At 29.2% G+C, this 20019-nt stretch carries 19 protein-coding genes, 1 CRISPR repeat array and 1 riboswitch; of the genes, 8 read left to right on the forward strand and 11 right to left on the reverse strand.

What is annotated here, in order from left to right:
• Positions 1 to 278: 278 nt before the first annotated feature.
• The 3 genes from E0E45_RS07085 to E0E45_RS07095 all read right to left on the reverse strand — a co-directional run bounded on the left by E0E45_RS07085 (position 279) and on the right by E0E45_RS07095 (position 3822).
• A complete protein-coding gene (locus E0E45_RS07085; RefSeq protein WP_130890523.1) occupies positions 279 to 797 on the reverse strand; it encodes a hypothetical protein in 519 nt (172 codons plus the stop codon).
• A 292-nt stretch (positions 798 to 1089) separates the two neighbouring features.
• Complete coding sequence (locus E0E45_RS07090) at positions 1090 to 1890, reverse strand: glucosaminidase domain-containing protein (RefSeq protein ID WP_130890524.1); 801 nt, start codon at positions 1888 to 1890, stop codon at positions 1090 to 1092.
• A 78-nt stretch (positions 1891 to 1968) separates the two neighbouring features.
• Complete coding sequence (locus E0E45_RS07095; RefSeq protein WP_130890525.1) at positions 1969 to 3822, reverse strand: leucine-rich repeat domain-containing protein; 1854 nt, start codon at positions 3820 to 3822, stop codon at positions 1969 to 1971.
• Positions 3823 to 4079: 257 nt separating this feature from the next.
• Here E0E45_RS07095 and E0E45_RS07100 point away from each other — a divergent pair, with 257 nt between their 5' ends.
• Complete coding sequence (locus E0E45_RS07100) at positions 4080 to 4790, forward strand: pirin family protein (protein ID WP_130890526.1); 711 nt, start codon at positions 4080 to 4082, stop codon at positions 4788 to 4790.
• Between the two features lie 99 nt (positions 4791 to 4889).
• Positions 4890 to 6296, forward strand: a complete 1407-nt coding sequence (locus tag E0E45_RS07105) for an MATE family efflux transporter (protein ID WP_130890527.1) — start codon at positions 4890 to 4892, stop codon at positions 6294 to 6296.
• A 175-nt stretch (positions 6297 to 6471) separates the two neighbouring features.
• Here E0E45_RS07105 and E0E45_RS07110 read toward each other — a convergent pair whose 3' ends face one another.
• From E0E45_RS07110 to E0E45_RS07125, 4 genes are all read right to left on the reverse strand, one after another.
• The gene (locus tag E0E45_RS07110) at positions 6472 to 7161 is read right to left on the reverse strand and encodes a nucleotidyltransferase domain-containing protein (RefSeq protein WP_130890528.1); all 690 of its coding nucleotides are present in this window, start codon (positions 7159 to 7161) and stop codon (positions 6472 to 6474) included.
• Between the two features lie 39 nt (positions 7162 to 7200).
• A complete protein-coding gene (gene thiD, locus E0E45_RS07115) occupies positions 7201 to 8004 on the reverse strand; it encodes a bifunctional hydroxymethylpyrimidine kinase/phosphomethylpyrimidine kinase (RefSeq protein ID WP_130890529.1) in 804 nt (267 codons plus the stop codon).
• Positions 8005 to 8107: 103 nt separating this feature from the next.
• Positions 8108 to 8359, reverse strand: a complete 252-nt coding sequence (locus tag E0E45_RS07120; protein WP_130890530.1) for a hypothetical protein — start codon at positions 8357 to 8359, stop codon at positions 8108 to 8110.
• 8 nt (positions 8360 to 8367) lie between these two features.
• The gene (locus E0E45_RS07125) at positions 8368 to 9129 is read right to left on the reverse strand and encodes an exodeoxyribonuclease III (protein ID WP_130890531.1); all 762 of its coding nucleotides are present in this window, start codon (positions 9127 to 9129) and stop codon (positions 8368 to 8370) included.
• A gap of 161 nt (positions 9130 to 9290) precedes the next feature.
• On the opposite strand from E0E45_RS07125, the gene E0E45_RS07130 reads away from it, so the two are divergent.
• From E0E45_RS07130 to E0E45_RS07145, 4 genes are all read left to right on the forward strand, one after another.
• Positions 9291 to 9938 (forward strand): hypothetical protein, encoded by a 648-nt coding sequence (locus E0E45_RS07130; RefSeq protein ID WP_130890532.1) that lies wholly within the window; start codon positions 9291 to 9293, stop codon positions 9936 to 9938.
• Between the two features lie 117 nt (positions 9939 to 10055).
• Entirely contained in the window at positions 10056 to 11108 is a 1053-nt protein-coding gene (gene dinB, locus E0E45_RS07135) for a DNA polymerase IV (RefSeq protein ID WP_130890533.1), read from the forward strand.
• Positions 11109 to 11159: 51 nt separating this feature from the next.
• Positions 11160 to 11516, forward strand: coding sequence for a hypothetical protein (locus E0E45_RS07140; RefSeq protein WP_130890534.1), 357 nt, complete (start codon positions 11160 to 11162; stop codon positions 11514 to 11516).
• A gap of 198 nt (positions 11517 to 11714) precedes the next feature.
• On the forward strand, positions 11715 to 11978 hold the full coding sequence (locus E0E45_RS07145) for a hypothetical protein (protein WP_130890535.1): 264 nt from the start codon (positions 11715 to 11717) through the stop codon (positions 11976 to 11978).
• A gap of 153 nt (positions 11979 to 12131) precedes the next feature.
• Here the strand turns inward: E0E45_RS07145 and E0E45_RS07150 are convergent, their stop codons facing one another.
• The 4 genes from E0E45_RS07150 to E0E45_RS07165 form a co-directional block, all read right to left on the reverse strand.
• Positions 12132 to 13196 (reverse strand): ABC transporter ATP-binding protein, encoded by a 1065-nt coding sequence (locus tag E0E45_RS07150; protein ID WP_130890536.1) that lies wholly within the window; start codon positions 13194 to 13196, stop codon positions 12132 to 12134.
• A 13-nt stretch (positions 13197 to 13209) separates the two neighbouring features.
• Complete coding sequence (locus E0E45_RS07155) at positions 13210 to 14892, reverse strand: ABC transporter permease (protein WP_130890537.1); 1683 nt, start codon at positions 14890 to 14892, stop codon at positions 13210 to 13212.
• A 15-nt stretch (positions 14893 to 14907) separates the two neighbouring features.
• Entirely contained in the window at positions 14908 to 15930 is a 1023-nt protein-coding gene (locus tag E0E45_RS07160) for an ABC transporter substrate-binding protein (protein WP_130890538.1), read from the reverse strand.
• Positions 15931 to 16084: 154 nt separating this feature from the next.
• Complete coding sequence (locus E0E45_RS07165; RefSeq protein WP_130890539.1) at positions 16085 to 16810, reverse strand: gamma-glutamyl-gamma-aminobutyrate hydrolase family protein; 726 nt, start codon at positions 16808 to 16810, stop codon at positions 16085 to 16087.
• A gap of 436 nt (positions 16811 to 17246) precedes the next feature.
• A CRISPR array of direct repeats spans positions 17247 to 17726; the repeat unit is 29 nt; unit sequence ATTGAATATCAACTGATAAGTTTTTAAAT.
• Positions 17727 to 17846: 120 nt separating this feature from the next.
• Between E0E45_RS07165 and E0E45_RS07170 the strand changes: the two genes are divergently transcribed.
• Together E0E45_RS07170 and E0E45_RS07175 are read left to right on the forward strand one after the other, a co-directional pair.
• Entirely contained in the window at positions 17847 to 18053 is a 207-nt protein-coding gene (locus E0E45_RS07170; protein ID WP_130890540.1) for a hypothetical protein, read from the forward strand.
• 313 nt (positions 18054 to 18366) lie between these two features.
• A riboswitch (purine riboswitch) is annotated at positions 18367 to 18465 on the forward strand.
• Between the two features lie 134 nt (positions 18466 to 18599).
• Positions 18600 to 19931, forward strand: coding sequence for a uracil-xanthine permease family protein (locus tag E0E45_RS07175; protein ID WP_130890541.1), 1332 nt, complete (start codon positions 18600 to 18602; stop codon positions 19929 to 19931).
• Positions 19932 to 20019 lie beyond the last annotated feature (88 nt).

Consider the following 20019-nt stretch of genomic DNA (forward strand, 5'->3'; position numbering starts at 1 on the left):
TATAATCCAATTTTTCTTCCTTACTATTTTTTTAAAAAAATATTATTATTTATATCTTTTTAATATTGGAGTGAAAAGTTTTCTATAGTTTAAATTAATTTTTATATAGAAGAGAACTTTTTTCTTTATTATTTATATCTATAAAATTTTAATTTTTCCATCCTTTATAGAAAATATCACAAAAAATTATCTTAAGAGAATTATCTGAAAAATATTTCAGCAAAAATAAAAGAACACCAGAATTTCTTCCAATGTTCTTTCTTTTATCTAATATACTTTTACTTAATTACCTCTTCATTTATTTTTATTTCACTTTCATATATTTTTATTATTCCTGGTTTTCCATCAATAGGAAATCTAAAAGTACTTTTTATTGCTGCTTTTCCTGGTATGTTGATATCTCCAAATGGACCAGAAGAAAAAACTGCAAATCCATCAGTATCTAAAAGTTGTAATGATTTTTGCTCATGAAGATTAGTTAATCTTATCATTTGTTCAGTATCATTTTTTAATCCAACAGTTACCTTGTATTCTGTTTCATCTTTTGTTACTGACAATACAGAACTCTTTATATATTTTTCAAAAGCTTCCTTATCATAAATTATTACAGCTTCATCTAAGCTTCCACCTTCTTTTCTTCCTGTATCCACTCCATCTTTTACCCCTTTCAAGATATTTTTTCCAGTAGATACTGCTCCTGATACTACAGATGACACTGCATCAGTCACAGAAGATTTTTCCTCTGAATAAGATACAATACATATTAATAATCCTAAAACTAAAACCAATTTTTTCATTTCTTCCTCCCAAATCTACATTGTTTCAAATTTTAATTCTTAACTTCTTATATCATATTTATTCTTTTATTTCAATGAATATTATATTTTTGAAGATCATTACAGTTAATCTTTCCAATCTTTAAGAAGGTTTATTGATAAAAAATTATATATAGAAAATCAGGTGGAAATTAATCTTCCTGACAATTATTTTATATTATTGTATTTTTTAAAAATTAAATTTATATCCAAAAGTTAAAGTTATTATAGGATAATCTAAATATTTTTTACTCTAGTTGAGCCAGCAGAAAAACTAATTTATATCATATTTCATAAAATTATTTTTAGCCATTGTAGTTCTTATCTTTCTGATATATTCCTCTCCCTCTTCTGAATATTTTATTAATCCATAAGCTATTTCAGGAGCTGGTTTTTCATTATTTATTGATTCTCTGACTTTTTTATAAGCATCATTTCTGGAAATAGTTAACACTATATCTGCTACTGAGTCCTTTATTGTATCATATTTTTTTAAATGAGGTACAAATCCATTATCCCTTACTCCTTTGGCTGCCATTCTTGGTTCATTAGGATTACTTGACCACATACCAAATATATTATTTCCCTCTCTGAAGAATCTTGATGTTCCCCAAGCACTTTCCAATGCTCCTTGAGTCAAAATAAGAGAAGCTGGATATATTATCATCTTTGATTCTAATTCCTGCCAGTTGCCATATTTTACTTTATATCTACTGAAAATGTTCTCACTATATTCTTTCTCTTCTTCAGTAAGCTCAGGTTTCTCCTTCAGCTTTTTTATTATCTCTTTATCATTTCTTATTTCTTCATGAACAACAGTTATCGCTGGAAGAAGAAGCTGTACAAAAGCATCCTTTCTCTCTTCTGAGGAAAGCTCTCTTAAATCTAAATCAGAATTAGAATAAACATACAATCCTTCATTATCTCTCTCTTCATACAATTCAGCTACATCATTTACTTCAATCTTTTTATACTCTACTTTTTTCAGAATATTATCATCAACTTTTTTATCACTATATTTAAATAGTATAGCCATAATAAACAATCCTAAAAACAAATATTTTTTAATCTTCATCAACACTTCCTTTCTATTGTCAAACATTATAAAAATTATTTGGTATAGTATACTTGATTTTTCAAAAAAAGTAAATAATTATTTTTTTCTTGAAGTTCTTGCATAGCTTTTTTTTCCATCATACTGAAGAATACTCTCTTCTCCAGTTACTCTAGAAACTACTTTTAAGTCATGAAGATAATATGTTTTTGTATTTAATTTTGAAACAGTAACATTTTTATCTCCTGCTAATTCAGGAAGAAAAACTTCCTGGTATTTTCCATTTATTACTATTATTCCCATCACTGCTTTTTTCCCACTCTTGTTTTCTAAAGTTACTAAGTAGTCCTTTTCTCCATCTCTATTTAAATCTACTTTTGAATATTCTATCTTAGCCTTCTCTTTTGTTGATAATATTTCCTTCAATGCAAGATAATTTTTTTCCAGATACTGCCCTCTTGAATAAATCTCAACCAACATATCATCAGTTGAAATATCCATTTTATCATTAAATACATCCTTCTTCAAAACTTCATTTATATAATCCCATCTATTCAATTTTTCAATTGAATAGACTACTTTAGTATTAGGAAGATAGTGAACCAGATAATCTGTATTTTTTTCAAGTTTTAAATTTCTTGATAAAGCTATAGGACAAACTAGAAAGAAATTCTTTCCTGCTCTCCACCCTTGATGTGGATATTCCACACCAGTAAGAGATTTTGTAAACTGGCTGTACTTTCCAGTATAATATATTCCTTCCATTCTTCTATAAGATTTTCCCAATTGAAGAGTTCCATAATATTCAGCACTCTTTCCTGATTTGTATATTTTCAGATCTTTTCTATTTCTTGAAATTATATCAAATATTTCTTCTGTACCTAACAGAGCAATGCTGAAACCAATTGAGAATACTACACTTATTATTCCCAAAATAGCTAAGGCAAAAATACTTTGTCCATTAAATCCAAGTTTCTCTGATTGATTATCCTTCTTTGCAATTTTGATTAACTTCCTAAACCATTTTATATTACCAATAAGAACTCCTATCGATCCAAGAATAAGTCCTCCTGCTAAAGCCCCGTTACAGATAATAGTAGGATATAATATTGATTCCACATAACCTACTTTTGAGCTTTTAAAAAATCCAGGTACAATATTAGGCAGTTTCATTATTCCAAGCATTATTGCAAAAAAAGCCATCAGATAAAGTATCGGAGCTAAAATTAGAAGCATTCTACCTTTAAAACCTAGTTTTGGGCTGTCAGTTGTTTTGTTTTTTTCATAATGTCCATTTATTTCATAACCATCACTTTCTTCTTCCTCATCTTCGTCCTCTATATATCCAGCCTCTTTATCATAATAATCTCCATCTATATAATAATTTAAAAGTGATGGAAGATTTTTCATAATGCTGTAATCCTCTATCAGTTCATTGTCTTCAAAGTCTGCCTCTTCAAGTTTATTCAAATATTCCATTGGTGATATATCTCTCACACTTGTTCCCTCTAAAGATAAATATTTAAGTGATGGAAGATTTCTTAAAAATCCAATATCCTTTACACTTGTTCCTGCTAAAATCAAATCCGTTAATTTAGGCATTCCTTTCAAAAAATAAAAATCATCTATCTCTGTATCATAAAAATCTAATTCTTCTAAATTTTGAAAATAATTAATAGGCATATAAAAAGATTTACACTTAGAAAGCATTAATGATTTTAACTTTCCACATTTATATATAACATCTAAATCATTTATCTCATAAGTTCCATCATATTTATCTATATATAAATCTTCTAAATTAGGCAGCATCTCTAAATCTTTTAATGAAATACTGTCTTCAGTAACCCAAATAGTTAAACTTTTTATATTGTTTAAGGATCTTTCATTTATAAAAAATGAAACTTTTTTCCTACATGCTTTTTTGATATCTTTTTCAATAAATTTTGTCATAATCTCCCCCAACAATTAAAAATTTCTAATTCCCTTATATCATATTTTATATACTTTTTCAATTAAGTTTTCTCTTTCCTCTCTAGCTCTCATGCTATATATTCCATTTTAAAGGCACTGTCTCTCCAGATATAAATATTTTTTATTTTCTATGGAAAAAGGAATCCTGTCAACATACCGAATAATATAATATAAGAAAATATAAATAAAAAATATGTTTTCTATAATTTAGTGAAAAATCACAGGAGATGATATATATGATAAGAAGATTACCAGTAGAAAAAATGGGGGAATCTAATCTTGGTTGGTTGAGAAGTAAATTTCACTTCTCTTTTGCAGAATATTTTAATGAAAATAATATAAACTTTGGTGTACTAAGAGTAATTAATGATGACCACATTTCAGCAGGTACAGGTTTTGATACTCACCCTCACAGAGATATGGAAATAATTACTTATGTAGTTCATGGATATCTTACTCATAAAGACAGTATGGGAAATGAATCTACACTTTCAAGAGGACAGGTACAGTACATGAGTGCTGGAACTGGAGTTAGACATTCTGAGTACAATAATCATTCTGAAGAACTTAGATTGCTTCAAATATGGGTACTTCCTGATAGAAAAGGACATACTCCTAACTATGGAGAATATAAATTTGGATGGGATGAAAGAAAAAATAAATTTTTACATTTTGTTTCAAGTAAATCTGGAGATGCTCCAATAAAAATTAATCAAGATATTAATTTCTATGCCTTGGAACTTGATGATGGAAAAGAGGAAAAATTTGAAGTAAAACCTAAAAGACAGGCTTATGTTGTACAGATAGAGGGTAAATCTTCAATAAATGGTTTGGAACTCAACACAAAAGATGGGCTGGAAACTATTGGAGAAAGCTTGAAAATAAAAGCTCTTGGAAAATCTCATATACTTATTATTGAAATGCAGGAGAGAGAAGATTTAAAATAATATATTCCTTATTTGAAGGCAGTTGAAAGACTGCCTTTTTTGATGTATAATGATATTTAAGATTTATTGATCATCATATTTACAAAGGGGGAGGATTTGATGTTTCAATTATTAAAAAAACTTTTTTGGGTAGAGTATATGCTCAATCCTGAACAAGTGCTTGGGGATATACCTACTACAAAAGAAGTTTATAAGACTTCTTTTAATATTTCATGGCCATGTGCACTGGAAACTGTTCTGGTCAGCCTTGTTGGATCTATCGATATAATGATGGTAGGAGGACTTGGAGCTCATGCTATTGCTGCTGTAGGACTTACTAATCAACCTAAGTTTATACTTCTTGCTATGATTTTTTCATTAAATGTAGGAGTTACTGCTATTGTTGCAAGGAGAAAGGGAGAACAGGACTATTATGGCGCTAACAGCTGCCTTAGACAGTCAATTGTCTTATCTTTAAGTATTTCAATGATAATGGCTTTTCTTGGTTACTTTTTTGCTTATGAAATATTGGAATTTGCTGGAGCTGGAGATGATGTAATTTTAGAATCTGTAGCTTATTATAAAATTCTCATGGTAAGTATAGTTTTTACATCTTTAAGCCTTACTATAAATGCTGCTCAAAGAGGAGTAGGAAATACTAGGATATCTATGAAAACTAATGTTACAGCTAATATCTTTAATCTTATATTCAATTACCTTCTTATCAATGGAATATGGATATTTCCCAGATTAGAAGTCAGAGGAGCTGCTATTGCAACTACCATTGGAAGTATAGTTGGATGCCTTATGTCTATCTTTTCTCTTTACTACAATACTAATTTTCTTGAAATGAAAGCTAAAGCCAGTTGGAAATTTGATAAAAAAACAATGAAAGCTTTTTTAAATATCAGTGGAAGTTCTGTTGTTGAGCAGGTATTTATGCGTATTGGATTCTTCTCTTTTGCTAAAATAGTCGCAGCACTTGGAACTATTGCCTTTGCCACTCATCAGATATGTATGAATATTATAAATCTTTCTTTCTGTTTTGGAGATGGATTAGGAGTTGCAGCATCTTCTCTAGTAGGACAGAATCTAGGTGCAAAAAGACCAGATAAAGCTATAATATATGGAAAAACTGGGCAGAGGATGTCATTTATAGTTTCGACAGCATTATTCCTGTTTTTCTTTTTTGGAAGAAGATTTTTAATCACTCTATTCAATTCTGAAGAACATATAGTTTCTCTTGGAGCTATGATTATGATAATAATTGCTTTTACTACTCATGTTCAGACTTCACAGACTGTTTATCTTGGATGTCTTCGTGGAGCTGGAGATACTAAATTTGTGGCTTTAATATCATTTATAAGTGTAGCTGCTGTAAGACCTATCTTAGCATGGATATTGTGTTTTCCTATGAATATGGGCTTGATGGGAGCATGGGTAGCTCTCTTTGCAGATCAGACAATAAGATATATTTTAAGTAAAATGCGTTTTAACAGTGGTTACTGGACAAAAATTGAAATATAGTTTATTTGAAATAGAAATTTCTAATATATATAATATTCATAAATGAAAAAGGGAAACTAAAAGACTAAAATTAATTTTAGAAGTTTAGCTATCCCTTTTTACTTTGATCTTTATAATAAATATCTAAATAAATTACTGTATAAATCAATACATCTCTGTATAGTTTTCAATATAATCAATTTTCTTCTTCCATTTTATATTCTTTAATCAGTGTTCCTGACCAATTAAAAAGTTCCTCAGAAAAATTTAAAAATTTCTCTTTAGAAGTATTTTCAAGTTCTTTAATCTCCATGTATATTTCCAAAATTTTTCCATCTTGTTCTGGTAATTTAGGTAATAAATCTGCTTTTTTCTTAATATATCTTCCTGTTTCATAATAATATTTTGCCTGCAATACAAAAGAGGCTGCTTTATATAGAGAAAATAATATATTCAAGTCTTTTTCATGAATAATATTATGCCCACACATATGATATATATTACAGCATCCAACTAATATTGCTCTTCTTACATCACTCTTTTTTATTGTTGGTAAAATAAAATCTAAATTTCCAACTAAAGGTTCTGTATCATAGTAAAATTGAAATACATCAGCTTTTTCCCAACAGCTCAATTCCTCTTTTCCTGAAATGAAACCACATATTTTTTCTCTATCTTCCATTTTAGAAATAATTTCATCATATTTTTCCAAATCTTTCATTTCTACTTTATCCAAAATTACAACTATATCTATGTCACTCTCTTTTGAAGCTTCCCCTCTTCCGTGACTTCCCTGCAATCCTATAAATTCAATTCTATTTTCAAATCCCTTTTTTATCTCTACTACAAAATTTTCCAACCACCCTTTTTTTATCAAAAATGTCATATTACTCTTCCCCTTTCTAATTATTTTAAAAAGATTTTATTAAAAGTCTATCCCAGATTTTTTGTATATTTCTATAAAATGTCCTAATGGACCTATTCCTTTCCCTATGGAAAAGGAATCTTTTATTACCTGTGTTATATATTCTTTTCCAATCTTTACACTTTCCTCAATAGAATTCCCTTTAGCCAGTTGAGAAGCTATTGCTGAAGAAAGAGTACACCCTGTACCATGAGTATTTACTGCATCAATTCTTGTTCCAAAAAATCTGATTATTTTCCCATTCTCCAAAAGGAGAATATCAGTACAATTGTCTTCCCTATGTCCTCCTTTTACAAGAACATTTTTTACTCCAAACTTCTGTATTTTCTTTGCAGCCTCTATTATATCCTCTTCATTTTTTATTTTCATAGAAGCCAGCACCTCTGCTTCTGGAATATTAGGAGTTACCAGCGTTCCTATTCCTATAAATCTTTGCATCTCTGTAAAAGCTTCTTCTTTTAATAGTTTATACTTATTTTTTGACAGCATTACTGGGTCAATAACTATATTTTTTGCCTTATATTTTTTTAGAGAGCCTGTAACAATTTTTATTATCTCTATACCTGAAAGCATTCCTACCTTTACACTATCTACTTCTATATCTTCAAATATAGCTTTGAGCTGCTCTTCAACTATATCCTTTGACATTTCAAGTACTTTAGATACTCCCATCGTATTCTGAGCTGTTACAGCAGTTATTACACTCATTCCATAGACTCCCATGGCACTCATAGTTTTAATATCAGCCTGTATCCCAGCTCCGCCACTGCTGTCTGACCCTGCTATCGTCAATACTTTTTTCATTCTTCCTCCAAAGGCAATAAAAAATGGTCAGTACTATATAAGTATAACAAAAGAAATTAAAATATAATTTACTTTTAAGTTAACCTTGTCTGACCACCTTCTTTTATTCACCTATTTTTATCATATAATTTCCATTATAATGAATTTCATCTACAACTATTTCTTCATGTATAGGTCTTTTCTCATCAAAACTTCCATTTTTCCTGAAAAACTCATTAATATTTTTTACATCTTCTGGTGTTAAAAAAAATATCATAACACAATTCATTATTTCAAAAAATCTATATCTATCTTCTGGTACAGGTTGTTCCCTATCCCATACTTCACAAAATTTTGTAAAATTCTCTGATGCCATTTGTCCTCCTAAAACTCTTTCTTTAATTTTAAAACTACAGGGCAGTGATCTGAACCTAAAATTTCATTATGAATCTCTGCTCCCTCCATAATATCTTTTAATCTTTCTGAAACAACAAAATAGTCAATTCTCCATCCAGCATTATTTTTTCTGGCATTAAATCTATATGACCACCAAGAGTATGCTCCAGTTAATTCAGGGTAAAAGTGTCTAAAACTATCCACAAACCCATTTTTTAACAATTCTGTAAATTTTGCTCTCTCTTCATCAGAAAATCCAGCATTCTTTCTATTTGATTTTGGATTCTTTAAATCTATTTCTTCATGAGCTACATTTAAATCACCACATATAATAACAGGTTTTGTTTTATCTAATTTCATCACATAATCTCTGAATTCATCTTCCCAGCTCATTCTGTAATTAAGTCTGGCTAATTCTTCTTGAGAGTTGGGAGTATAAACAGTTATCATATAGAAATCATCATATTCAAGAGTTATCATTCTTCCCTCTTTGTCATGCTCGTCTATTCCTAACCCATAAGATACTTCTATTGGTTTTTTCTTTGTGAATATAGCAGTTCCTGAATACCCTTTTTTTTCAGCATAATTCCAATATTGATAATACCCTTCTAAATCAAGGTCTATCTGTCCCTCTTGTAATTTTGTTTCCTGAACACAAAAAATATCTGCATTTTCATTTTTAAAATAATCTAAGAAACCTTTCTGTACAGCTGCTCTTAAACCATTTACATTCCATGAAATTAATTTCATATCAGTCTCCTTCCAACTTTTTTGCTCTATTTAATTATATCATAAAGTCCGTTTATTTTTCAATTTATTAATTTAAGTTGATATAAAATGCCCTATTGACAAACAAAGAAGTATATTGTAATAAATTACTATCTTTAATTTCATACTTGTGGAGGATTCTTATGAAAAATTTAAAAAGTATTATTGATGATTTAAACTCAGCAGATGAAAATGATGAGGCAATTAAAGAAGCTCTTGAACTTCTTTTAGACTTTTCCAATTTAAAAATGTCTATTATGAAAAAAGAGATTGAGAAAAATTTAATCTCTGGAAATTTTGTAGGTTCAAATTTTAAAGTTCCTATTTCACATATTATCTCAGAAAATTCCAGACAAATAATTAAAAATTCAGAAAATGAAAATGCTATTATTAATGATGTTCTTACCTCTTTAAATGACATATTTTATTGTAATAAGGATATCTCTGGCAGTATAGTAAAAGAAGTAGGAGAAGCTTTAATTAAACTCATACAGGAAAATGATAAAGAAATTGTATTTTCTTTTCTGGTTTTAGAAAGTATGAGCATCATCAAATATGATTTAATATTTTACAATAAATCTTTAAATTCTAAAAAAATCAGAAATAAGGTTCAAAGTAATTTATCATATATTGTTACGAAATCAGTTGTTAATGTAAGACAGATGCCATTTAACGACTATTCTTCTTTATGCTTAGAACTATCATTAAAATATTTTGATAAAGATATAAATAAAGTTAAAAATAATTTAAATGAAATGAGAGATGCTTATTCTATTAATAATTTATCCTAAAAATATTATCATTAATTTCTTGATATTTTTAGCTATCTTTAAAAAAAGATAACTAGATTTTACTATCTTCATAAAACATGATATAATAAAGTCAAATACAGTTTTAAGAGGTTATATATGAAGAAAGATAAAGTTATTCTACATTATGATATGGACTCTTACTATGCTTCAATTGAAATAAGAGATAATCCCAGATTGCTTAATAAACCTTTAGTTGTTGCTGGAAGTATAGTAACCACTGCCAGCTATGAGGCAAGGAAGTTTGGCATACATTCTGCCATGAAAGTTTCTGATGCAAAAAAACTTTGTCCTTCTTTATTAGTTGTCCCAGTAAACAAAGAAAAATACAGTGAAATATCAAGAAAAATACAGAGCCTTGTTCTTAGGCTCACACATAAAATAGAATTTATAGCTCTAGATGAAGGATATATAGATATATCAGAAATCATAGACTTATATCCATCTAAAGAGTTTTTTGCTAAAAAATTCAGAGAAAGAATCAAATATCATACTGGACTTACCTGTTCTGTTGGAATAGGCTTTAATAAACTCAGTGCAAAAATGGCAAGTAATATAAATAAGCCTTATGGGCAGTTTATTTTTCTTTCTCCTTTAGATTTTACAAAATATATTTCAGATAAAAATATTGGAATAATTCCTGGAGTTGGAAAAAAACTTTCAGCTCTATTGGCAAAGAATTCTATTTTGAAAGTAAAGGATATTTATTCCTATTCTTTATCTTCACTTTGTTCTTCATATGGAAAATCTCGTGGAGAACTTCTATACTCTTTTTCTAGAGGAATAGACTACAGAGAAGTGGAATATAAGAAACCTACTCATTCTATAGGAAATGAAAATACATTTAAATATCCTCTGAATACTGATTTAGAAATAAGAAGAGAACTTGATGATCTTTTTGAACATTCATATAAACGACTTTTAAAAGAAGACTTTATAAGCAAAACAGTTATACTGAAAATTCGTTTCTCTTCTAATGAAACTATCACAAGATCAAAAACTTTAGAAATTCCAACTGATTCTTATGAAAAATTAAAAAAAATTTCAGATGATCTTTTAGAAAATGTTAATCTGACAAATAGTATAAGGCTTTTAGGTATCTCTTTTGGAAATTTAACAAAAAAATCTGTTAGACAACTAGCTTTTTTCTAAAAAAATAAGGTATAATAAAACCATATAATAAATTATTTCTATGGAGGTCTCATGAACATTAACTTTAAACTAGGAAGTACTACAGGTAAGGCTGGTATTTTAAGTATAGAATGTCAAAAATTAAATATTCCTTATGTGGTGGTTGTTTTTAGAAATGTGCTTAACTACCCTAATTCTGTTCAAATCTTTAAGTTAAAATCAAAACCTAAAGACGAAGCTGCTGAAGTTAAAGCTGTTGAGGAAATCTGTAAGGTTGCTGACAAATATGCAATAACATTAGTTATGAAATTAGCTCTGAGAAATAGAAAACATCTCATAGAAACTTTTTCTAAATTTGGTTTTAAAACTAAAAAATCTTGGCTTGGAAATTGCCCAGAGATAATAAGAGAATATACTCCTTTAAATTAATTTTTTAAATTTTATAACCAATATTTTAAATTCAATCTTTTTTTATCTTTTACATAGATATTAATTTTTATTTCAGTTATTTTTTTAACATCACAACTATTCTTTAAATCTTTTTTTTAATCATATCAGGAAATAAAAGGTTGCATTTTAGGGCAATTTTTAGTTATAATTAGTTAAACTTAGTTGAGGTGATTAAAAATGTTTAGAAGTCTTATAATTTTTGCTTTGACATTTTTACTTGTTGTTTTTGGTTTGGAATATCTAATGCCTCCTTTTGGAACGATAGTATATCTTAATCCAATAGAAATAGTTGGGTCTATTGCTTATTCCATAGCTTATGTAACAGGAATGCATGTAAAGCTCTCAATATTTTTAGCTATAGCTTCTATCTCTATTATTCCTTTAATTTTAGTAATAATAGTTAATAGAATCTGTAAGAAAAAGAAAAAAAGAATATTTTAGTAAGTTTTTTCCGCCTTTCATCACTTGAAAGGCTATTTTTTTGCATAAAAAAAGAGCAACTAAAAAGCTGATATGCGAACAAAATCAATAATAAATATTTTTATTGAAAAGTTCTGAAATCATATTTACTTAATAAATTGCTCTCTTCAATTTTTATAGTATATGTATTGATTCAACATCTAAAGAAAAATCAAGTTCTGAATCTAAGGCATAACTTTTTTTACCTCTTGGATTACTTACTGATATCTCTACTTTTAAATCCTGAAACATTACTTCATATTCATGATAAGCTCCCATGAACATACTTTTAGTTACCTTTCCTTTAAAATCATCTTTAGATATGATAATACTTTCAGGCCTTGCTACTATTTTTATTTCATCACCTATATTATGAGTTACCTTCTGTGGGACTTCATATCTAACTCCATACACATCTATTGTACATTTACTGTCAGTCTTATATACCAATTTTCCAGTAAATATGTTTGCTCTTCCTATAAAGTTAGCAACAAATTCATTTACAGGATTTTGATATACTTCAATAGGTGATCCTGCCTGCTGTATTCTTCCTTCTTTCATTATTATAACTTTATCTGCAAGCCCCATAGCTTCTGCCTGATCATGTGTTACATAGATTGAAGTTATTCCTACCTGCTGCTGAATCTTTCTGATTTCATCTCTCATATGTATTCTTAGCTTTGCATCCAGGTTAGATAGAGGCTCATCAAATAAAAGAACTCCTGGCTCCATTACCAACGCTCTAGCAAGAGATACCCTTTGCTGTTGTCCTCCAGACATCTGTGAAGGAACTCTTTCAGCAAAATCCTCCATATTCATCATTTTTAATATTCTATGAACTCTTTCATCTACCTCGCTCTTTGGCAGTTTTTGAAGTTTCAATCCATAAGCAATATTATCATATACATTCATATGAGGAAACAGAGCGTAATTCTGGAAAACCATTGCTGTATCTCTCTTATCTGGTGTGATTCTTTCTACATTTTCATCTCCTATATAGATATGTCCCTCAGTAGGAACTTCAAATCCTGCCAGCATTCTCAATATAGTAGTTTTTCCACATCCACTTGGTCCTAAAAGGCAAACGAATTCTCCAGCCTTTATATCAAGATTAAGATCAGCTACTGCCTGAACCCTTCTATTATCTCCTGTTAAAAATGTTTTATTTATATTTTCAAATTTTACTCTTTTAGCTCCCATAACTCTCTCCTTACTATTCTGAAATACTATCTATTCCCATTTTTTTCAATATGTATGTCATTATTCCTATTACGAAAAATACTATGATGATAAGAATAGTACAATATGCTGAAGCTACTCCTATCTTACCAACATCTATCTGATTCATGATAGCAACTGTCAATAGATTATACTTAGCAGAAACTAAGAAGATAATCGTACTTACCAAAGTCATGCTTCTAACAAAAGCATAAACCAAACCACTGAAAAAAGCAGGTTTTATCATTGGAAGAGTTACAGAAGTAAATACCTTTTTACTATTTGCTCCTAATACAGTGGCAGCTTCTTCAATAGATGGATCTATCTGCTGAAGAGCAGCTATTCCTGATCTTATTCCTATAGGCATATTTCTCATTATGAATGCTATTATCAAAATAGTTGCTGTACCTGTGAGAACTAAAGGTTTTGTATTAAATGTAATAATATATCCAAGTCCTACAATTGTTCCTGGTATAGCAATAGCCATCATAGTAATAAATTCAATAAATCCTTTTCCTAAGAATTTTTTTCTAACTATAAGGAAGGCTATTATCATGGCTAATATTCCCGTAATAGGTGTAGATATTATAGAAAGGAATGTTGTATCCCATATTGGCTTCATTCCTAAAGCAAATACATATTTATAGTGTTCCAGAGAAAAATCATATTTTACTCCCCAAAGTCTTACAAATGAACCTATTGGTATCATTACATACATAAGAAATACCCAGAAAGTAAGGAATGCCATGACAATAAAAATCGGCATTGTTATATTTTTTTCACTGATTTTTTCTCTTTCCCTTGAAACTTTTCCTGTAACTGTAACATAAGATTTTTTACTGATATAATATTTCTGTGTTACAAATATTGAAATAGACATAAGTATTAAAACAACTGCAAGAGCTGTTGCACTTCCCATATCATAATTTCCTATCCCTTGAAGATATATCTGAACTGCTACTGTTGTAAAGTTTCCTCCTATTACCATTGGATTTCCAAAATCAGCTATTGCTTGTATAAATATTACAAGAACAGCATTTGCCAATCCTGGTATCATTAAAGGAAATGTTATAGTTCTGAAAACATCCCATCTTGAAGCTCCTAAATCTCTTGAAGCTTCCTCAACAGAAGGGTCTATTTTCTGCAGCAGTCCTACCAGCATCAGATATGCAACTGGGAAGAATGTCAATACCTGTACTAAAACTAGTCCATGAAATCCATATATTTCAGCATTTCTTATTCCTAGCAAATTTCTAGTTATAAAGCCTCTTCTTCCTAACAAAAGTATAGCCGATAAAGCTATAACAAATGGAGGAGATACTATTGGAAGTATAGCAATAGAGCTGAAAAATTTTCTGAATGGCAGCTTTACATAAGTCATTCCATATGCAAAGAAAAATCCAATAGCTGTAGATATTACAGAAGTCACTACTCCTAATTTTAAGGTATTCAATATTATGATAAAATTTTCCTGCATTGCTTTTATATTCTTATAATGAATTAATGAGAATTCCCCTTTATATGTAAAACTTTCCTTCAAAATATTATACATAGGGAAAAGTATAAACATTATAAGAATAACTAGTATAAATGTTATTGTTGAAAATAGTATTGGATCATTGAATATCTTTTTCATATTCTTTAATTCCGTATTAATTTTAAGTTGTAAATTCGACATATGATTCCACCTTTACTATTTTGTAGGTGCTGTTGTTTTTGTTGCAGTACTGAATTTATCTAGTAAATCTTTTCTGTTTTTTCCAGCCCAGTCAAAATTATAGTCTATTAGTTTTGTTCCAGCAATCTCTTTTACATCTTCTGGAGCATTTGCAGTTTGATTAGTCAAGAATTGGTAAGAACCAACTGTTTGTCCTAATTCCTGTGCTTTTTTAGAAAGTGCCCAGTCTACAAATTTCTTAGCTGATGCCTGATCTGGACCATTTTTAAGAATTGCAACTCCACCTATTTCAAATCCTGTTCCCTCTTCTGGAGCAGAGATTATAATATCTTCATATCCTTCTTTTCTATATTTTATAGCATCATGAAGGAATGTAATTCCAATAGCTGTTTCTCCTAATCCTACCATTCTTCCAGGTGCAGTTCCTGATTTAGTATATTGTCTTACTTGTTCATTTAATTTTTGCATATAAGCCATTCCATCTTTTTCACCTTTTAATTGAATGATAGTTGCAAGCATTGTAAATGCAGTTCCAGATGACCCTGGGTGAGCTGTAACTATTTCTCCTTTATATTCAGGTTTTAAAAGATCAGCCCAAGATTTAGGCATTTCCGCTCCTATTTCTTCTAATACTTCTTTATTACCTACAAATCCAAGATATCCTACATATATTCCTGTCCAGATTCCATTTGGATCTTTAAATTTATCAGGAATGTCTTTAGCTACTGGCGATATATATGGTTCAATAAGGTTTTCCTCATTAGCTGCAACAAAGGCATCTATTGGACCTCCAAACCATACAGAAGCTGTCATATTAGCCTTTTCTGCTCTTATTCTAGCTAATGTTTCCCCACTACTCATTCTTACAAATTCAGTTTTTATTCCAGTTTCTTTTTCAAATTCTTTTACTGCTGCTATTGCATGGTCTTCCATCAATCCAGCATAAATAAGAAGATGACCTGTTTCCTTTTCTCCTGCTGCAAAAATTGTTGTTAAAGAAAGTAAGAAAGTGGCTACTATTGTTGATAATCTTTTCATAAATTAAACCTCCTCAATAATTTTAATCTGTTTTATAGTATATTTTCACTTAATTCCTTTCTGATATTATCAGAAATAAATTAAAATTTATTTTGAAGTGAATTTTCTATAATTTTCAATTTATCTAAGGGCTTTCCTTTAAAATAATTTCTTTCTATTTTTCTTTTGCTCTATCTACCAGCAGTTTAAAGATCCCTAAAAACTCATTATATCTATTTACAAGGTTCTCTGGATGCCATTGTATTCCCAATACAAATCTTTCATTCATATCTACAGTTTCAAATGCTTCCACTATTCCTTCACAAGAAAAAGCAGTAGCTTTTAGTCCTTTACCTAATTTTTTTACTGCCTGATGGTGAAAAGAGTTAACATATATTTTTTCATCTCCAAAAATATCATGAAGAACACTTTCTTTCTTTATATTTACACTATGAAATAATTCATCTCTATTAATATGAGTTGGGTGGTGACCCATAGCTGATTGAACCTGAGTATCTATATCCTGATAAAGAGTTCCATCAAAAGCTACATTTATTAATTGATGCCCTCTGCATATTCCTAATACTGGTATTTTTCTTTTAACTGCTTCTTCTAATAATTCAAATTCCATTATGTCTCTTTTAGTATCTATTCCAGGAATTTGAAGCCCAGGATCTTCTCCATAAAATCTAGGAGCCACATCTGCCCCACCACTAAATATTATTCCATCTAAACGGTAATCTTCTAAATATTCCTTTGCTATTCCTTCAGAAACTATTGGAATAAAAAGTGGAAGTCCTCCAGCTGCAAGTACTGCTTCAGCATATCCATAATTTATAGAGTTATATTCCCCTTTTTCTCTCATCTCTCTAAAAGTAGTTATTCCTATTATTGGTTTCAATTAATTTTCCTCCTCAACATCTCTTTGTTCTATTACATTCTACTATATAATATACTCTTTAGCGAAAGTTTTTACAACCTACAATTATAAATTATTCTAAATCCATCTTTTTCAAATATCCTGTATTTTTAAAATACTATATTTTTCTTAAAAAAACAAACAAATTTTTTAAAACTTTTTAAAATTTCCCTGTCATAGTTTGGTAATTACAGCACAACTATTCTGACATATAAAAAATAAATTAATTATATATTCTAGTAATATATCATTTTATTTTCCAAGTTAAAAATTGTATTTTATCAATAATATCCTTTAATAGGCGATGCTTCATACATATAGCTTTTTATACATACTTGGTTGGAAAAAATCTATCAAATATGCTATAATTAGAATGTTAGAAAAGAATAAGGAATTATTAAAGTCTGAATTTATGACCATTGAATATCAACTGATAAGTTTTTAAATTTTCCTCCTAAAAATATAATCTCTTCTGGTTTTTCTATTGAATATCAACTGATAAGTTTTTAAATGCATGTTTTTTTCCTATACTTCCAGCTTTATGACACATTGAATATCAACTGATAAGTTTTTAAATGAAAAATTAAATAATATAGTGGAAAAAACTAGAAAAATTGAATATCAACTGATAAGTTTTTAAATAAAAGTTTATGAAGAATTTAACGAGCTTGATAACATTGAATATCAACTGATAAGTTTTTAAATGAAAAAGATATGATGATTATGCATGGAATAATGATGGATTGAATATCAACTGATAAGTTTTTAAATTGCATTAAGTAACAGATTAATCTCTCAAGAAGAGAAATTGAATATCAACTGATAAGTTTTTAAATTAAGTTTGAAGCCTTTTTTTACAAGAACAATAGATTGAATATCAACTGATAAGTTTTTAAATTTTATTATAAAAGAATATTTATTATGGAAAATTATATTCTGTTTTTTAAATTTCTTGTATTTAATCTTTCAAAAAGTTATAATATCTTTACAGCAATACATCATCAAAGGAGGAATTAATATGACTTTATTAAAAAAATTTAAAGATAAAAAAGTTCATATAATCTTAAATACAACTGACAAAATTAGTTTTGATGGAAAAATAATTGATGAATTTGATAATTTTATTGAAATCATTACTGATTATTCTCAATATGCTAATCATCAACAGCATATTTTAAATAAAAACCTTATTCTTCAAATTTATGAATACAAAGAAGAATATTAATTTTAAGGCGATTTATTCGCCTTTTTTATATATTCTTAAACCCTTTATCTAAAATAACTATACTGCCTATATGTCAATTTATTTATCCTACAGATAGTTATTTTTTAGTTGGAAGCAAGAAAAAATTTTTATAAAACACAAATATGATATTAAACACACATTCCCGCTTTTACTCATATGCAGGTAAAAAAATTGTTGAAATGTTGCAGAAATTATGATATTATTTCTATGCAGATTTTTTAAGAAACATAGAGGGAATATTACAAAATATTTCAAATGCATAATGAATGCATATATCTCATAAAGTCATTAAATTAATTAAAAATAAATTACTCATATATCCCTGTAATATGGTCAGGAGTCTCTACGGGTTGCCACTTAACAAGCCGCTATGAGTGAATTTAATAGTCCTTCTTTAGTATTATTATAGGATTATTTTCTTTCACATTATAGTTTTTGAGAAAGGAAATAGTCTTTTTTTATTTCCCTGCCCTTCTTTCCTATTCCAAAGATCTATGAAGTAAAATCTTGGAGGTATTTAAAAAAATGAGAAACACATCACCATACGATCTTGATGGTATCCCAGTTCTAAGGGAAGCAATTCCTCTTGGGCTTCAACACATTCTTGCTATGTTTGTAAGTAACATCACTCCATTAATTATTGTAGCTGGGGCTATGAAAATGCCAAGTGAAACTAAAACTTTCCTTATTCAATGTACTATGCTTGTAGCTGGAGTAAATACTTTGATTCAGGCATATCGTATTGGACCTATAGGAGCAAGACTTCCTATTGTTGTTGGTACAAGCTTTGCTTTTGTCCCTGTTGCATTGTCTATTGGAAGTAAATATGGATATGAAGGTATCCTTGGGGCTGCTCTGATAGGTGCTATATTTGAGATATTTATTGGTGCTATTATAAAGAAAATAAGAAGATATTTTCCACCAGTAGTAACTGGAGTAATAGTTCTTTCTATTGGTCTTTCTCTTTTACCAGTTGGAGTAAGTAACTTTGCTGGTGGAGTTGGATCTCCTGAGTTTGGTTCTTTCCCAAATCTTTTTATAGGTATGGTAGTTCTTATAACAGTAATATTCTTTAAACAATTTACTAAAGGTATTACAAGTACAGGTTCTATATTTGTAGGAACAGTTGTTGGATTTATTGTTGCTTTCTTTATGGGAAAAGTTGATCTTACTCCTGTAAAAAATGCTGCTTTTATAAGTTTCCCAACACCTTTCACTTATGGAGTAACTTTTCATGCAGATGCATGTTTAGCTATGATAATGATGTTTATTGTTTCTGCTGTTGAAACTGTTGGAGATATGTCTGGAGTCACAATGGGAGGAGCTAACAGAGAAGTTACTGATAAAGAACTTTCTGGTGGTATTTTAGCTGATGGATTTGGAAGTGCACTTGCTTCTATATTCTCTGTTCTGCCTACTACATCTTTCAGTCAAAATACTGGTATAGTTGCAATGACTGGTATTATGAGCAGATTTGTTGTTGGTACTGGAGCGGCTTTCCTAGTAGCTGGGGCTTTTTTTCCAAAAATAGGTGCTATTCTTTCAATAGTTCCTGCTAGTGTTCTTGGTGGAAGTTTAGTAATGATTTTTGCTATGATTTCTATAAGTGGTATAAATCTTATCACTAAAGAACCTCTTGTAGGCAGAAATGCAGTTATTTTATCTGTATCTTTAGGTTTAGGTTATGGACTTGGAAGTGTTCCTGCTGCCCTTAAATATTTTCCTGAAAGTATTCAGCTTATATTTGGTGGTTCTGGAATAGTTGTTTCTGGTTCTATTGCTGTTCTTCTTAATATCATTCTGCCTTTAGATGAAAAGATAAAAAAATCATTAAAGACTGAAAAAGTTTCTCAATAAAATTAATAAATTACCACACAGCAGAGCAGGTATATAAGCAGTCTTCTTTTGAGGATTTCTTATTAATACTCTGCTGTCTTTTCGTGGT

Source organism: Fusobacterium ulcerans ATCC 49185 (genome assembly GCF_900683735.1).
GTDB classification, from domain to species: domain Bacteria; phylum Fusobacteriota; class Fusobacteriia; order Fusobacteriales; family Fusobacteriaceae; genus Fusobacterium_A; species Fusobacterium_A ulcerans_A.

Excerpts from the sequence above, each read along its gene's own strand:
- E0E45_RS07085 (WP_130890523.1), bottom strand. The coding sequence starts at position 797 with ATGAAAAAATTGGTTTTAGTTTTAGGATTATTAATATGTATTGTATCT.
- E0E45_RS07090 (WP_130890524.1), bottom strand. The coding sequence starts at position 1,890 with ATGAAGATTAAAAAATATTTGTTTTTAGGATTGTTTATTATGGCTATA.
- E0E45_RS07095 (WP_130890525.1), bottom strand. The coding sequence starts at position 3,822 with ATGACAAAATTTATTGAAAAAGATATCAAAAAAGCATGTAGGAAAAAA.
- E0E45_RS07100 (WP_130890526.1), top strand. The coding sequence starts at position 4,080 with ATGATAAGAAGATTACCAGTAGAAAAAATGGGGGAATCTAATCTTGGT.
- E0E45_RS07105 (WP_130890527.1), top strand. The coding sequence starts at position 4,890 with ATGTTTCAATTATTAAAAAAACTTTTTTGGGTAGAGTATATGCTCAAT.
- E0E45_RS07110 (WP_130890528.1), bottom strand. The coding sequence starts at position 7,161 with ATGACATTTTTGATAAAAAAAGGGTGGTTGGAAAATTTTGTAGTAGAG.
- thiD (WP_130890529.1), bottom strand. The coding sequence starts at position 8,004 with ATGAAAAAAGTATTGACGATAGCAGGGTCAGACAGCAGTGGCGGAGCT.
- E0E45_RS07120 (WP_130890530.1), bottom strand. The coding sequence starts at position 8,359 with ATGGCATCAGAGAATTTTACAAAATTTTGTGAAGTATGGGATAGGGAA.
- E0E45_RS07125 (WP_130890531.1), bottom strand. The coding sequence starts at position 9,129 with ATGAAATTAATTTCATGGAATGTAAATGGTTTAAGAGCAGCTGTACAG.
- E0E45_RS07130 (WP_130890532.1), top strand. The coding sequence starts at position 9,291 with ATGAAAAATTTAAAAAGTATTATTGATGATTTAAACTCAGCAGATGAA.
- dinB (WP_130890533.1), top strand. The coding sequence starts at position 10,056 with ATGAAGAAAGATAAAGTTATTCTACATTATGATATGGACTCTTACTAT.
- E0E45_RS07140 (WP_130890534.1), top strand. The coding sequence starts at position 11,160 with ATGAACATTAACTTTAAACTAGGAAGTACTACAGGTAAGGCTGGTATT.
- E0E45_RS07145 (WP_130890535.1), top strand. The coding sequence starts at position 11,715 with ATGTTTAGAAGTCTTATAATTTTTGCTTTGACATTTTTACTTGTTGTT.
- E0E45_RS07150 (WP_130890536.1), bottom strand. The coding sequence starts at position 13,196 with ATGGGAGCTAAAAGAGTAAAATTTGAAAATATAAATAAAACATTTTTA.
- E0E45_RS07155 (WP_130890537.1), bottom strand. The coding sequence starts at position 14,892 with ATGTCGAATTTACAACTTAAAATTAATACGGAATTAAAGAATATGAAA.
- E0E45_RS07160 (WP_130890538.1), bottom strand. The coding sequence starts at position 15,930 with ATGAAAAGATTATCAACAATAGTAGCCACTTTCTTACTTTCTTTAACA.
- E0E45_RS07170 (WP_130890540.1), top strand. The coding sequence starts at position 17,847 with ATGACTTTATTAAAAAAATTTAAAGATAAAAAAGTTCATATAATCTTA.
- E0E45_RS07175 (WP_130890541.1), top strand. The coding sequence starts at position 18,600 with ATGAGAAACACATCACCATACGATCTTGATGGTATCCCAGTTCTAAGG.